Origin of the sequence: Saccharothrix tamanrassetensis (assembly GCF_014203665.1) — a bacterium.
GTDB lineage: Bacteria > Actinomycetota > Actinomycetes > Mycobacteriales > Pseudonocardiaceae > Actinosynnema > Actinosynnema tamanrassetense.
In genome coordinates this window covers 411,137-425,527 of the sequence record NZ_JACHJN010000006.1, presented here as the reverse complement: position 1 = coordinate 425,527, position 14,391 = coordinate 411,137, and the positions used below count along the sequence as shown (strand labels likewise).

Annotated in this window: 13 protein-coding genes, 1 pseudogene and 1 riboswitch; of the genes and pseudogenes, 6 read left to right on the top strand and 8 right to left on the bottom strand. The window is 70.2% G+C overall.

Annotated elements, in window-relative coordinates; all coding sequences use genetic code 11:
* Positions 1–33 precede the first annotated feature (33 nt).
* Positions 34–1,875: a translation elongation factor 4 gene (lepA, locus tag FHS29_RS21505; protein ID WP_184693074.1), complete on the bottom strand. Its 1,842-nt coding sequence runs from the start codon at positions 1,873–1,875 to the stop codon at positions 34–36.
* 105 nt (positions 1,876–1,980) lie between these two features.
* Between lepA and FHS29_RS36955 the strand changes: the two genes are divergently transcribed.
* On the top strand, positions 1,981–2,415 hold the full coding sequence (locus tag FHS29_RS36955) for a type II toxin-antitoxin system PemK/MazF family toxin (protein ID WP_184693072.1): 435 nt from the start codon (positions 1,981–1,983) through the stop codon (positions 2,413–2,415).
* 227 nt (positions 2,416–2,642) lie between these two features.
* On the opposite strand, the gene FHS29_RS21495 is transcribed toward FHS29_RS36955, so the two are convergent.
* The 3 genes from FHS29_RS21495 to FHS29_RS21485 are packed head-to-tail and all read right to left on the bottom strand — an operon-like array spanning position 2,643 to position 4,967.
* Positions 2,643–3,011 (bottom strand): VOC family protein, encoded by a 369-nt coding sequence (locus FHS29_RS21495; RefSeq protein WP_184693070.1) that lies wholly within the window; start codon positions 3,009–3,011, stop codon positions 2,643–2,645.
* Positions 3,012–3,024: 13 nt separating this feature from the next.
* Entirely contained in the window at positions 3,025–3,867 is an 843-nt protein-coding gene (locus FHS29_RS21490) for an EamA family transporter (protein WP_184693068.1), read from the bottom strand.
* An 8-nt stretch (positions 3,868–3,875) separates the two neighbouring features.
* Positions 3,876–4,967: a winged helix DNA-binding domain-containing protein gene (locus FHS29_RS21485; protein WP_246440618.1), complete on the bottom strand. Its 1,092-nt coding sequence runs from the start codon at positions 4,965–4,967 to the stop codon at positions 3,876–3,878.
* A gap of 123 nt (positions 4,968–5,090) precedes the next feature.
* Here FHS29_RS21485 and FHS29_RS21480 point away from each other — a divergent pair, with 123 nt between their 5' ends.
* The 3 genes and pseudogenes from FHS29_RS21480 to FHS29_RS21470 all read left to right on the top strand — a co-directional run bounded on the left by FHS29_RS21480 (position 5,091) and on the right by FHS29_RS21470 (position 7,275).
* The gene (locus FHS29_RS21480; protein ID WP_184693064.1) at positions 5,091–6,014 is read left to right on the top strand and encodes an SPFH domain-containing protein; all 924 of its coding nucleotides are present in this window, start codon (positions 5,091–5,093) and stop codon (positions 6,012–6,014) included.
* A gap of 1 nt (position 6,015) precedes the next feature.
* Positions 6,016–6,216: pseudogene (locus tag FHS29_RS38210) on the top strand (type II toxin-antitoxin system antitoxin); the annotation flags it as partial.
* Between the two features lie 279 nt (positions 6,217–6,495).
* Positions 6,496–7,275, top strand: a complete 780-nt coding sequence (locus FHS29_RS21470) for a VOC family protein (protein WP_184693062.1) — start codon at positions 6,496–6,498, stop codon at positions 7,273–7,275.
* A 3-nt stretch (positions 7,276–7,278) separates the two neighbouring features.
* Here FHS29_RS21470 and FHS29_RS21465 read toward each other — a convergent pair whose 3' ends face one another.
* Positions 7,279–8,079 (bottom strand): TSUP family transporter, encoded by an 801-nt coding sequence (locus FHS29_RS21465; protein ID WP_184693060.1) that lies wholly within the window; start codon positions 8,077–8,079, stop codon positions 7,279–7,281.
* A 323-nt stretch (positions 8,080–8,402) separates the two neighbouring features.
* Between FHS29_RS21465 and rpsT the strand changes: the two genes are divergently transcribed.
* Positions 8,403–8,663 (top strand): 30S ribosomal protein S20, encoded by a 261-nt coding sequence (rpsT, locus tag FHS29_RS21460; RefSeq protein ID WP_184693058.1) that lies wholly within the window; start codon positions 8,403–8,405, stop codon positions 8,661–8,663.
* Positions 8,664–8,898: 235 nt separating this feature from the next.
* Here rpsT and holA read toward each other — a convergent pair whose 3' ends face one another.
* The gene (gene holA / locus FHS29_RS21455; RefSeq protein ID WP_184693056.1) at positions 8,899–9,879 is read right to left on the bottom strand and encodes a DNA polymerase III subunit delta; all 981 of its coding nucleotides are present in this window, start codon (positions 9,877–9,879) and stop codon (positions 8,899–8,901) included.
* 97 nt (positions 9,880–9,976) lie between these two features.
* Positions 9,977–10,090, top strand: a riboswitch (SAM riboswitch).
* A gap of 11 nt (positions 10,091–10,101) precedes the next feature.
* Between holA and thrC the strand changes: the two genes are divergently transcribed.
* Entirely contained in the window at positions 10,102–11,364 is a 1,263-nt protein-coding gene (thrC, locus tag FHS29_RS21450) for a threonine synthase (RefSeq protein ID WP_184693054.1), read from the top strand.
* A 129-nt stretch (positions 11,365–11,493) separates the two neighbouring features.
* On the opposite strand, the gene FHS29_RS21445 is transcribed toward thrC, so the two are convergent.
* Both FHS29_RS21445 and FHS29_RS21440 read right to left on the bottom strand, forming a co-directional pair.
* Entirely contained in the window at positions 11,494–11,946 is a 453-nt protein-coding gene (locus FHS29_RS21445) for a hypothetical protein (RefSeq protein ID WP_184693052.1), read from the bottom strand.
* A gap of 44 nt (positions 11,947–11,990) precedes the next feature.
* Positions 11,991–14,288 (bottom strand): DNA internalization-related competence protein ComEC/Rec2, encoded by a 2,298-nt coding sequence (locus FHS29_RS21440; RefSeq protein WP_184693050.1) that lies wholly within the window; start codon positions 14,286–14,288, stop codon positions 11,991–11,993.
* Positions 14,289–14,391 lie beyond the last annotated feature (103 nt).

The window sequence follows — 14,391 nt, the reverse complement described above, 5'->3', positions numbered from 1 at the left end:
CGCGCGGATCACTCGAAGAGGTGGCTTATGGCGCTACTTCTTCTTGTCCTTGCCCGAATCGTCGGTCGACAGAGCCGCGACGAAGGCTTCCTGGGGCACTTCGACGCGCCCCACCATCTTCATCCGCTTCTTGCCTTCCTTCTGCTTCTCCAGCAGCTTGCGCTTGCGCGTGATGTCACCGCCGTAGCACTTGGCGAGGACGTCCTTGCGCATCGCGCGGATCGTCTCGCGGGCGATGACCCGCGACCCGATGGCAGCCTGGATGGGCACCTCGAACTGCTGGCGGGGAATCAGCTCGCGCAGCTTCGTGGCCATCTTCGTGCCGTACCCGTAGGCGTGGTCCTTGTGCACGATCGCGCTGAACGCGTCCACCGGCTCGCCCTGGAGCAGGATGTCCACCTTCACCAGCTCGGCGTCCTGCTCGCCGGACTCCTCGTAGTCCAGCGACGCGTAGCCGCGGGTGCGGGACTTCAGCGCGTCGAAGAAGTCGAAGATGATCTCGCCCATGGGCATGGTGTAGCGCAGCTCGACGCGGTCCTCGGACAGGTAGTCCATGCCGCCCAGCTGGCCGCGCTTGGCCTGGCACAGCTCCATGATCGCGCCGATGTAGTCGCTGGGCGCGATGATGGTGCACCTGGTGATCGGCTCGTACACCTCGGCCCGCTTGCCGTCCGGCCAGTCGGACGGGTTGGTCACCACGTGCTCGGTGCCGTCCTCCATCACCACGCGGTAGACCACGTTGGGCGCGGTGGAGATCAGGTCCAGGCCGAACTCGCGCTCCAGCCGGTCGCGGGTGATCTCCAGGTGCAGCAGGCCGAGGAAGCCGCAGCGGAAGCCGAAGCCCAGCGCGGCCGAGGTCTCCGGCTCGAAGGTCAGCGCGGCGTCGTTGAGCTGGAGCTTCTCCAGGGCCTCGCGCAGGATCGGGTAGTCCGAGCCGTCGACGGGGTACAGGCCGGAGTAGACCATCGGCCGCGGCTCGCGGTAGCCCGCCAGCGGCTCCGTCGCGCCCTTGCGCTCGGAGGTGACGGTGTCGCCCACCTTCGACTGGCGCACGTCCTTCACGCCCGTGATGAGGTAGCCCACCTCGCCGACGCCCAGGCCGCGGCTCGGCTTCGGCTCGGGCGAGATGATGCCGACTTCCAGGATCTCGTGGGTCGCGCCGGTCGACATCATCTTGATGCGCTCGCGCGGGGTGATCTTGCCGTCGACCACCCGGATGTAGGTCACGACGCCGCGGTAGGTGTCGTAGACCGAGTCGAAGATCATCGCGCGGGCCGGGGCGTCGTCCTCGCCGACCGGGGCCGGGACGCGCCGCACGACCTCGTCCAGCAGCGCGCCGACGCCCAGGCCGGTCTTCGCGGAGACCCGCAGCACCTCCTCGGGCTCGCAGCCGACGATGTGGGCGAGCTCCTTGGCGTACTTGTCCGGGTCGGCGGCGGGCAGGTCGATCTTGTTCAGCACCGGGATGATGGTGAGGTCGTTCTCCATCGCCAGGTACAGGTTGGCCAGCGTCTGCGCCTCGATGCCCTGCGCCGCGTCGACCAGCAGCACGGTGCCCTCGCACGCCTCCAGCGCCCGTGACACCTCGTAGGTGAAGTCGACGTGGCCGGGCGTGTCGATCATGTGCAGGACGTGGTCCCGGCCCTCGTGCTGCCACGGCAGGCGGACGTTCTGCGCCTTGATGGTGATGCCGCGTTCGCGCTCGATGTCCATGCGGTCGAGGTACTGCGCGCGCATCGCCCGCTCCTCGACCACGCCGGTGAGCTGCAACATGCGGTCGGCCAGGGTCGACTTGCCGTGGTCGATGTGCGCGATGATGCAGAAGTTCCGGATGAGCTCCGGAGGCGTGAACGTCTGATCGGCGAACGTGCTCACTCAGGTTCCTCGCACGGGACGGACAAAGGGGATCGGCCAATCATCTCACGTCCGGCGGACCAGCAGTTCCCCCCGGGCGTGACCGAGGCCATAGGCTCCTACGCCGTGTACACGAACGGTGAAGACCCGCGACCGTCCCGGGGTGCGGTGCGCGAGGTCCATTCGGCCGCCGTGGCGGCCACCCTGGAGTACTCCCCCGACCTGGACGGCCTGGCCGACCCGGGCGAGATCGTCTGGGCCTGGGTGCCCTACGAGGAGGACGCGACCAGGGGAAAGGACCGCCCGCTGCTGGTCGTCGGCAGGTACCGGCGGGCCCTGCTGGCCCTGATGCTGACCAGCAAGGGCCCGGACCGGCACGAGGAGGACGAGTTCCTCGCCCTGGGCGCGGGCCGCTGGGACCGCGACGGCCGCGAGTCGTACCTGCGCCTGGACCGGGTGTTCGAACTGGACGAGGCGGACATCCGCCGCGAGGGCTCGGTGCTGGAGCCGGAGCGGTTCTCGCTGGTGGTGGACGCCCTGCGGAGGCTCGGCTGGCGCTGACACCGGGGCGACCGGGCTCCGGCTCCGTCCAGGCCGGCCTCCCCACCCGACGGGGGCGTCCGGGAAGACCAGGTCACGTCTCCGGGGAATCCCCGATGCCGGTACCGCGCCCGCCGGCGACCCCAGGGGCCTGGAGACGAAGTTGATGAGAGGCCGAGGACGCGGGCTTCACCGAGGTCCGCACATCCCTCCAGCAGCACGGCGGGGTGATCCCGCCGGCCGTGCAGCTATTCGCGAACGTCCCGGCGTAGGGGGTGCTCCGGGGGGATCTCGACGAGCACGATCCGCACCCCGTCGGGGTCCGCGATCCACATCTCGTCCAGCCCCCACGGCTCCCGTTGCGGCGGGCGGACCACGTGCGCGGCCAACTGCTCCGCTGCCGCGCGCAGGTCGCGCACCTGGAGCCAGAGCTGCACGGCCTCGGACGGCGCGCTGTCCGACCGCCCCGACACCTCCAGGAACCCGTTCCCGAGGAAGAACACCGTGCCGCCCGGGAAGTCCCGGTACACGGCCAGCCCCAGCACGTCCCGGTAGAACGCCCGCGCCCGCTCCGGGTCGCGCGACCGCACCAGCACCCGACTGCTCAGCACCTCCATGACGAAGACCTGATCACGACACGGCGATCGCCGCCACCCCGGCGAGCACGATCAGCGCACCCGACAGCCGCCGGACCGGGTTCGGCTCGCCCAGCACGAGCCACGCCAGCACACCGCCCACCACGATGCTCAGCTCACGCGCGGGCGCGACGAGGCTCACCGGCGCGAGCGTCATCGCGAACAACACCAACACGTAGGCCAACGGCGACAAGACCCCGACGACGCACACCGCACGCCAGTGGCGACGGACCATCCGCACCGCACTCGCCCGTCGACTCAACGCGTAAGGCGCGAGCAACACAGCCTCGGTGACCGACGACCCGGTTATCAGCACCAAGGGCGCGATGGCGACGGTGTTCACCGTGTTCGCGTCCCACAACGTGTACCCGGTGATCACCGCACCGGTCAGCAGTCCGTACACGACGCCGGCCGTTCGACTCCCTCCGCTGGAGCCGCCCGAACCGATCACCAACACCCCGAGCACGACCGCCGCCGCTCCGACCAGCCCCAGCGGATGCGGCCTCTCTCCGAACACGGTGACCGCCAGCATCACCGTCAACAACGGCCCGGTGCCCCGCGCCAGCGGGTACACCACGGACAGGTCACCGGTCGCGTATCCGCGTTGCAGCAGCAGGAAGTACGTCAGGTGCAGCAGACCGCTGCCCACCAACGGCACCACCCAGTCCCACGACGGCGTGGCGGTGAGCAGCACTACCGGCACCAGCAACACGGCGGACAGCGTGGCGTTCAGCCAGACGAACAACGCCCCGCCGTTCGGCACGCGCTTGGCGGCCAGGTTCCACCCGGCGTGCGCGAACGCGGCGGCGAGGATCAGGAGCAAGGCAACCGGCGACATCCCCGGGTTCACCGCACGAACCGCACCTCGTGCTTCGGCACGCCGGGAGCCAGGAAGTCCAGCAGCGCGTGCCCTTCCTCAGCCACTTCGTCCTCTGTGGACAAAGGGTGGAACGGCCGCAGCTCCAGCACCGCGACCTCCTTGGTGCGGTCGAGCTTCCAATCGCCCGCCGTCACGCCGTCGACCAGGAAGAACTGCGGCACCGGCCCGTGCGGGTCGTAGTTCTGCGCGCGCACGTCGTCGGTGACGACGCGCCGGCGGTCCGCGTAGGACAGCAGCAGGTTGTCGAAGTCGTACAGGAACCGGACCGGAGCCGGGGTGTCCTCGTCGGGACGCGGTGCGTCGGGCAGGTCGAACAGTTCCTGGCCGTCCTCGCCGGTGAACCGGACGAGCGGCAGCCCCTCCACGACCTCGCGCAGCCGGGTCAAGCCGACCCACGTCTGCACGTCCTTCACGCTCGCCGGGCCGAAGGCCGCCAGGTAGCGCAGGACCATGTCCGGCACGGACGGCCGCTCGGTGACGCTCGCACCGAGCCACGTCTCGACGCTGGTGTGCGCGATCGGGCCGCTGCGCCCCCACACGCCGCGCGGCGGGACCTGCACCAGCGGCACCTGGCAGCGGATGGCGTAAGCGAGCGCGGCGGGTGTGCGGTCGGACCACGTCTCGTGCAGGAGTGCGCCGAGTTCTTTGTTGGTGCGCGGCTTCTCGGCCAGCAGTTCACGCCCGGCGGCCACCACGGCGTCGATGTCGAGCCCGCGCATGTCCCGCCCGTGGGTGAAGTTGCGGAACAGGTCGCGGTCCAGCACAGGCTGGACGAGGGGACGCAGCGCGAGCGCGTCCGGCGCGGTGACCAGGTGGATGGTGGACCGCATCAGAGCCATGCGGACGAGGCCGCGGTCCACGAGCAGGTCGGCGGCGTCCTCGGGGCGGAAGCCGGCGATCCGCGTCCACAGGCCCGTGTACCAGGTGTGCGGGGTCTGGGCCTGGAGCCCGACCAGGTGCGAGACGACCTCGGACACCGGCCGCTCGGTGCGCTCCAACAGGAACTGCCGGGCCAACGTGGCGCGGTTGAGGGCTCGGCGACTCAGTACCTCGGTCATGCCGCTCAGCGTAGGAGCCATCGCGGACATCTTCAGTCCTCATTACCGGACAGCTTGTCCGCCGAGCCAAATAAGTGATATCACTTTGCTAAGCAGGAGATAGATCGATGAGGGGTGGGGACGATGGATGCATCGACCGAAGTGAGCGTGCGGATGCCCGCGCCGGCCGTGCGGGAGCGGGAGCCCGCGGAGGTGTCCGGCTGGACGATGGTCGTCGTGGCGGCAGCCCTGGTCGTGGTGGGCGTGGCGGTGATCATCCTCGGCGCGATCCCGGGTACCGAAGGCCCGAGTGTGGTGATGATCGTCGGGGGCGCGCTGCTGGCCGGGGCGGGGACCATCACGGGCAGCGGGCTGTTCACCGTCGCACCGGGCGAGGCGCGGGTGCTCCAGTTCCTCGGCCGGTACACGGGCACCGTGCGCAAGGACGGCCTGCGGTGGGCGAACCCGTTCACCACGAAGGTGAAGGTGTCGACCAGGATCCGCAACCACGAGACGGCCACGATGAAGGTCAACGACGCCGACGGCAACCCGATCGAGATCGCGGCGGTGGTCGTGTGGCAGGTGGACGACACCGCGCGGGCCAAGTTCGAGGTGGACGACTTCGTGCGGTTCGTCGGCATCCAGACCGAGACGGCCGTGCGGCACATCGCCACCAGCTACCCGTACGACAACCACGAGGAGACCGGGCTGTCACTGCGGGAGAACGCGGACGAGATCACCGAGACGCTGTCGGTGGAGATCGCGGCCCGCGTGCAGTCGGCCGGCGTGAAGGTGATCGAGTCCCGGCTGACCCACCTCGCCTATTCTCCGGAGATCGCGCAGGCGATGCTCCAGCGGCAGCAGGCGGGCGCGGTGGTCGCGGCCAGGCAGCGGATCGTGGAGGGAGCGGTGGGCATGGTGGAGCTGGCACTGGCCAGGCTCGCCGCGCACGACGTGGTGGAACTGGACGAGGAGCGCAAAGCGGCGATGGTGTCGAACCTGCTGGTGGTGCTGTGCGGCGACCGGTCAACCCAGCCCGTCGTGAACGCCGGTTCGCTGTACCACTGACGTGGCCGAGCGCAAGGGCGTCCTGCTCCGCCTCGACCCGGCGGTGCACGACGCCCTGACCAGATGGGCCAACGACGAACTGCGCAGCACCAACGCGCAGATCGAGTTCCTCCTGCGACGGGCCTTGGCCGAGTCGGGCCGGCTGCCCGCAGGTGCAGTCGCCCCTCCCCGGCGGGGCCGCCCCCGCAAGGACGCCCGACCACGCGACGCGCCCCCGGAGAACCCACCCGCCGACAACCCACCCGCCGACAACCCACCCGCCGGAAACCCACCCACCGAGAACCCACCCACCGACAACCCGCCCGCCGGAAACCCACCCGCCGAGAACCCGCCGGACGAGTAGCCCACCTGCCGAGTAGCCCGTTCGGCCACCACCCGCCCAGCCGTTCCCAGGGGGAGACGGCTGGGCGGACCCATGTGGACCAGCGGCCGGGCGGTGATCAACTCGCGAGCCTCCACACCCGGTGCGACCGTTGAGCGGATGAGCGAGCTGAACGCCCCGTACGCCCCCGGTACCCCGGCGTGGGTGGACATGATGACCACCGACCGCGTGGCCACCATGGACTTCTACGGCGGCCTGTTCGGCTGGGACTTCGAGATCGGCGGCCCGGAAACCGGCTACTACACGATGGCGCTGGTACGCGGGAAACCGGTGGCGGGCTTCGGCGAGATGCCTCCGGACGTGATGTTCCCCGTGGTGTGGACGACCTACCTGGCGACCGACGACCTGGACGACACCCTGGACCGGGTCAACACCGCCGGCGGCAAGGTCCTGGTCCCGGAATTCGACACCGGAGGCCCCGGTCGAGGGGCGATCACGGTGGACCCGACCGGTGCGGCGTTCGGCCTGTGGGAGGCGGGCACGCACATCGGCGCGTACGTGGTCAACGAGCCGGGATCGGTGGTCTGGAGCGAGCTGGCGACCCGCGACCCGGACAGCGCGGCCGAGTTCTACCGAGAGGTGTTCGAATTCGACCTGGAACCCCTGCCCGACTTCCCGTACACCGAACTCCAGGTGGCCGGCCGCACGGTAGCCGGGATCTTCGGCATGGACGAGAGCATCCCGGCGGAGATCCCGGCCCACTGGATGACCTACTTCGCAGTGTCCGACGTGGACGAGATCGTGAACCGCGCCCGCGACCTGGGCGGCATCCCGGCAGGAGCGATCGCCGACTCCCGCTTCGGCCGCTTCACCACCCTCGGCGATCCCATGGGCGCAACTTTCAAGGTCATCCAGGTCTCACGCCCCCAAGCCCGCTGAGGCTCAGCCGACCGCCGCCTTCCACCCCAGGCTGACCACCAACGCCACCACGACGGTCAGGAACACCCGCCGCACGAACACCGACCCCCGCCGCACCGCGAGCCGCGCCCCGAACACCGCACCCACCAGGTTGCACACCGCGAGCACAAGCCCCAAGCCCCACAACACTTTGCCCGCCGGGATGAAGTAGAGCAGTGCCCCCAGGTTCGTGGCGATGTTGACGATCTTGGCGGTAGCCGACGCACGCAAGAACGCGAACCCGACCACACCGACGAGCAGGAACACCAGGAACGCCCCGGTACCCGGCCCGGCCAACCCGTCGTAGAAGCCGATCAACGCCCCACCCAGCGCCATCACACCGATCTGCGCGACCCGCCGGAAGCGCGGGGTCTCCGCCACCCCGAGATCAGGCTTGCGCCACGTGTAGAGCCCCACCCCGACCAACGCGACCAGCACAACCCCGTTCAGCACGCCGGGCGCCAGAGCACCCGCGAACGCCGCACCACCCACCGCACCACCGAACGCGGCGAACGCCATCGGCAACGCCGCCCACCAGTCGATCGTGGTCTGCCGGGCGTAGGTGGTGACAGCAGAGGCTGTACCGACAACCGCCGCCACCTTGTTGGTCGCCAGCGCGTACAACGGCTGCCCACCGGGTCCGATGAGCAGGAGGGCGGGCAACTGGATCAGCCCTCCCCCACCGACCACGGCATCGACCGCACCCGCAATCACCGCAGCGAGGCAGAGGAACAGCAGACCCGCGAGGGAAACCTGACCAAAACCGGGCCAGTCGAGAGCGGTCATCACCCGAACAGCCTAACCGGACACGCGTACTGCTTCTCCAACCGCCCGCTCCACCCCACCTCAACCCACCCCAGCCGAGCCGAGCCGAGCCCAGCCCAGGCCAGGCCAGGCCAGGCCAGGCCAGGCCAGCTCTAGCCTCGGCGCGGGCCGCAAAGGGGCACCCACGACCGAGCATGAGGACCGGATTCACGGTCCGTCGAGCAGCCCTGATATCCTTCTCGGCCGTACCCGCGCGGCATTCCGCAATGGAGGAAACCCACCCCCGGGTGGGGCCGATCACAGGCGCGGTACGACTCCGAGACCAAGGAAAAGGTGGCTTTCGCGTGGCGAACATCAAGTCCCAGCTGAAGCGGATCAAGACGAACGAGAAGGCGCGCCTGCGCAACAAGGCCGTCAAGTCGTCCCTCAAGACCGCCATCCGCAAGTTCCGTGAGGCCGCCGAGGCCGGCGACAAGGAAAAGGCCACCGCCCTCGCCCGCGAGGCCTCCCGCAAGCTCGACAAGGCGGTCACCAAGGGCGTGATCCACGCCAACCAGGCCGCCAACAAGAAGTCTGCGCTGGCCAGGCGCGCCAACCAGATCTGAGTCCGGGCTTCCCGAAGCGCCGCCACCTCTTCGGAGGTGGCGGCGCTTCGCGTTCCAGCCTCACGCCACCGGTTAAGCCCACGCACAGGTCGCGACAGTCGTCGCAATGGGGCGCCCGTACCCCGACCGCATCTGCCGCCCCCGGACGCAGGCAGCGCAAGCAGCGACGGCCTGAACTCCAGCGAGGCCGGTCAAGAGCCTCGACAGCACCCGAAGGCCGGTGAACCCACAGGGCTCAGCGGCGACCGTAAGCATTGACGATCTTCAAAACCGCCCGCTCCAGCGCATAGCCGGAGTCGGCCGCGACCCCCTTGACGTCCGCGTTCAGGTCCGCGACCACGGACATCGCGGCAGCCAGGCCGTCACCCTCCCAGCCGCGAGCCTGCCCCTGCGCCTTCTTCACCTTCCACGGCGGCATGCCGAGTTCACCGGCCAGCTTGAACGGGTCGCCCCGCCCCACCGCCAACACCCTCGCGATGGTGCGCACCGCGTCGGCCAGCGCATCCGCCACCAGCACGTGCGGCACACCGAGTTGGATCGCCCAACGCAGCGCCTCCAACGCACCGGCCCGATCGCCCATCACCGCCTTCTCGGCCACCGCGAACCCGGTCACCTCCGCGCGCCCACGGTGGTAGCGGTGGACGGCGTCGGCGTCGACCTTGCCGCCCGTGTCGGAGACCAGCTGCGACGATGCCGCCGCGAGCTCCCGCAGGTCGGACCCGACCGCCTCGATCAGCGCACCCACGGCCTCCGGATCGGCCTTGCCACCCGCCGAGCGGATCTCGTTGCGCACGAACGCCTCACGGTCCGCCGCCTTCGTGATCTTCGGGCACTCGGTCACCGCCGCACCCGCCTTGCGCAACGCGCCCGGCAGTTCCTTGGCCACCTTGCTGCGCCCGCCGCCGCTGTGCACGACGACCAGGACCACCCCGTCGGCAGGTGCCTTGGCGTAGGCGACGACGGCCTCGGCGATCTCCTTGCCGATCTCCTGCGCGGCCTCCAAGGCGATCACCCGCCCCTCGGCGAACAGTGACGGGCTCACCAGTTCGACCAGTTCAGGCGGGGTGAGGTCGGTCACTTTGACCCGCGTCAGGTCGGCCTGCGGGTCGACCTTGCGAGCGGCGTCCAGCGCACTGCGCACAGCGCGCTCGACCAGCAACTCCTCTTCCCCGATCACCAGTTGCACCGGGTCTGGCGGGACTGCGGACGGACTCACGACACCGATCCTCCCACGGGCCCGGCCGCGTCCGGATGGTGGACGGATCTGGCTGCCGACCGGGATCGTGCCGTAAGTTGAAGCCACAACTGAATACCGCTCATCCAGAGGGGCAGAGGGATCGGCCCGAAGAAGCCCCGGCAACCCGTCGCACAGCATCCGCTGGCGACCACGGTGCCAATTCCGACCCGCGACGCGGGAAAGATGAGGAGATACCTCGCGATGACTGCTGTCAGTGTGCCCCAGGCCACCACCTCCTTCGACCTCGGTCCGGCTCGCGCCCTGTCGTGTCGTGAATGCGGCCACGAGACCCCGCTCGCGCCGGAATACGCCTGTCTGGAGTGTTTCGGGCCGCTGGAAGTCGCCTACGACTTCGGCCGCGTCCGCCGCGAGGACATCGAGGCGGGCCCCCGGTCGATCTGGCGCTACCGCGGCCTGCTCCCGGTGCCCTCGGACGTCGAGTCGCACCCCAACACCAACCCCGGCAACACCCGCCTCATCGAGGCCGACCGCCTGGCCAAGGCGCTGGGCGTGCGCAAGGTCTGGGTGAAGGACGACACCGGCAACCCCACCCACTCGTTCAAGGACCGCGTCGTCGGCGTCGCCCTCGCGGCTGCCCGTGAGCTGGGCTTCAAGGTCCTCGCGTGCCCCTCCACCGGCAACCTGGCCAACGCCGTCGCAGCCGCCGCGGCTCGCGCGGGTTGGCAGTCGGTCGTACTGGTCCCCTCCTCCCTCGAACAGGCCAAGATCCTCATGACCGCCGTCTACGGCGGCAACCTGATCACCGTCGACGGCAACTACGACGACGTGAACCGCCTCGCGCAGGAGCTGGCGGCCGAGCACGAGGACTGGGCGTTCGTCAACGTCAACGTCCGTCCGTACTACGCCGAGGGCTCCAAGACCCTGGGTTACGAAGTGGCCGAGCAGCTGGGCTGGCGACTGCCCGACCAGATCGTGGTGCCCATCGCGTCCGGCTCGCAGCTGACCAAGGTCGACAAGGCCTTCCGCGAGTTCGGGCAACTCGGCCTGGTCGACGCCACCCCCTACAAGGTGTTCGGCGCCCAGGCCACCGGCTGCTCTCCGGTGTCGGCGGCGTTCAAGGCGGGCCAGGACGTGGTCTCCCCCGTCCGCCCGGACACGATCGCCCGCTCGCTGGCGATCGGCGCCCCCGCCGACGGCCCGTACGTGCTCGACGCCGTCCGCCGCACCGGCGGTGCGATCGAGGACGTCACCGACGAGGAAGTCGTCGAAGGCATCCGCCTGCTCGCCCGCACCGAGGGCGTCTTCGCCGAGACCGCCGGTGGCGTGACCGTGGCAACGGCGAAGAAGCTCATCGAGACCGGCCGGCTCGACCCCGACGCCGAGACCGTGCTGCTGATCACCGGCGACGGCCTCAAGACCCTCGACGCCCTCGGCGACCGCGTCGGCCCCCGCGCCAACGTCCCGCCGTCCGCCGAGGCCGTGCTGAACGCCCTCAAGGACTGACCGGGCTTGCCTGCGCAAGCGACCGGCTCACACGCCATCACCGCTTCTCGAAGGCCCCTGGTGCGTGAGCCGGTCGCCCGGCCGTCCGCATTCGCGACACTTAGCAGTGATCACGACGATCACTGGTGATCACAAGGCGATGTTGGGCGTGCGCAGCCAGCCGCTGCGCGGGAACGACGACAGCTCGGGCAGCACGTACGGGCCGACCTCTTCGGTCTCGGCCCGCCACGCGGTGAGCTGTTGCGGCCACGGCGAGGCGGACTTGTGCCCGTTGTACGGGTTGGCTCGCCAGCCCTCGGGTGGAATGGTCAGATCGTCGTCGAACAGGGTGTCGGCGATCTGCTGATAGGCCTCTTCGGGCGACTTCACCTCCATGGTGCGCACGAGTTTCGTGACCGTCGCCCGCGCCACGATCCCCCGCCCACCCGCCGCGATGTCCTGGCAGATGTAGAAGGTGAACGCCGGCCGCAACTCGACGCGCGGCCAGGGCTCGGCGACGTAGCCGGGCTGCCAGAGCGCCCAACCCATCTCGCGCGGCGCCCAACCGGTGTGCAGCCGGACCCACGTGTCGTCCTTGCTCATGGTTCTCTCCCTTTCTCTTCGGTGTGTTCGTCAACCGCTGCTCATCAACGGCTGCTCTTCAACGGATCGCCCCGGCGGACGACCCGTGGCCCATCCGGGCCAGGCAGGACGGCGGTGTCACCGTCCCGGTCGGTGCGCAGCACCAGCGCGCCCTGACCCGCCAAGGCGTCGACCAGCACCTCGCTGGGGTGGCCGTAGCGGTTACCCGCTCCGACGCTGACCAGCGCAACTCGTGGCCGCACCGCCGCGAGGAACGCCGGTGACGAGGACCGCGACCCGTGGTGCGGCACTTTCAGCACGTCGGCCCGCAAGTCGACGTGGTCGCCGAGCAGCCCGGCCTGCCCGGCCAGCTCGACATCGCCGGTCAACAACACCCGGCCGGCAGCGGTCGACGCCCGCAGCACCACCGACGCGTCGTTGACCGCCGTGTTCTCATCTCCTCGCGAGACCGCACGCGGTCCCAGCACGTCCAGCTCCAGTCCCGGCCAGCTCAACCGCTGCCCGACGCCCAGCTCGACTACCTCGACCCCGACGGCCCGCGCTTGCGCACGCACCTCCTCCCACGCCCAGCCCGGTCGCCGCGACGGCCCCACCGCCACCGCGCCGACACTCCGTTCCGCCAACACCGCCGCCAGCCCGCCGATGTGGTCGGCGTGCAGGTGGCTCAGCACCACCAGCGGCACCCGCTGGACTCCCAGCCGCCGCAGGCAGGCCAGCACCGGCACCGGATCCGGCCCGGTGTCGACCAGCACGGCCCGGTCGCGCTCCGCCGTGGCGAGAACGACCGCGTCCCCTTGCCCGACGTCGCACACAACGGCAGCCCAACCCGCCACCGGCCACGGAGGTGAGATCACCTTGATCGGCGCCAACACCACGACGACCCCGACCACGACAGCCGCAACCAGCACCCGAACCCGGCGCAGCCGGAACACGCCGTACGCCAGCAGCACCACTGCCACCAGCAACGTCCCACCCGACCAGCCCTTGGGCCAGGACACAGCGGCGCCCGGCACCGCCGCCGCGTGCCGCCCAACGGTGATCAACCACTCCGCCGCCGGACCAGCCACCTCGATCACGAGGCGAGCGGTGCCCAGGTGGATCGGGGCGAGGACCGCGGCAAGCACCCCGAGCACCGTGGCCGGTGCCACGACCGGCGCGACGAGCAGGTTCGCCAGCACCGCGACCAGACTCACCTGACCCGAGATCCCGGCGACCAGCGGAGCCGTGGCGAGGTGTGCGGCGGCGGGCACCGCCAACGCCTCGGCCACCCCGACCGGCACACCCCGATCACGCATCCCGGCTGCCCACCGCGGCGCGAGCAGCACCAGCGCCGCCGTGGCGACAACGGACAACCCGAACCCAGGATCGACCGCCAGTTGCGGGTCGTACAGCACCAGCACCACCACTCCGGCCGCGAGCGCGGGCAACGCCGACCGCTCTCGTCCCAGCACCAGGGCGAGCAGCGCCACCGCTCCCATCACCGCCGCCCGCAGCACACTCGGCTCCGGGCCGGCCAGCACGACGAATCCGACCAATGCGGCCATCGCACCCGCCGCACGACCCCTTGGCCCGAACCGCAGCAGCCGCAGTACCAACAGCACCGCGCCGCACAGGATCGCGAGGTTGGCCCCGCTGACCGCCAACACGTGAGCCAGCCCGGCGGTGCGGAACTCGTCCACCACCCTGGGCGACAAGCCGGACGTGTCGCCGACCACCAGCGCAGGAAGCAGCCCGGCCGGTTCGGGATCGAGCGTGCCACTCGCGTTGCGCAGCCCCGCCCGCAGCGACTCGGCCGCCCGCTGCCACACCGGTGCGGGCGTGACCTCCCTCGGCGGTCCACGGACGCGGAGCACAGCGACGGTCAGCTCGCCGGGCTTGGCCGGTGCCAGCGTGCCACGAGCCAGAACCCGTTGCCCTGGCAGCAGTTCGCGCCAACTCGCCGCCGGAGCGAGCACTACGACCCGATTGCCGTCACCGTCGAGCGTCGCTTGGGCCAGGACCAGATCGACACCACTCGCCCTCGACCCGAAACCGTTGGCGCGCAGGCCATGCGGCCGATCGGACAGCTCCAAGTGCAGAGTCGTCAGACGTCCGTGTTCGGCTTCCGCACGAAGCGGGTGATGGGCCGATTCGTAGAGCTGTAGGCCGATCCAGCACGCAGCCACCGGCCCTGCCACGGCGACCGCTACAGCGGACGGACGCCAGCGTCGAAGGACCACACCACCGACCGCGCCTGTGGCGAGCCCGACGGCGGCCCCGGCCCACCAGGAGCACAGCAGGCCGACCAGTGCGGTCGCCCAGACCGCAACAGCTGCCGGTACGAGGTAGGCGCGGGGACTCACGGCCCGGTTCGCCGGTCAGGAGTGTGATCGACGCCCCTGGAGTGGTGATGTGTTCGTCGAGTGGCGTGGCTAGTGGTGCGCGGCATTGTCTCTGTCATGGGCT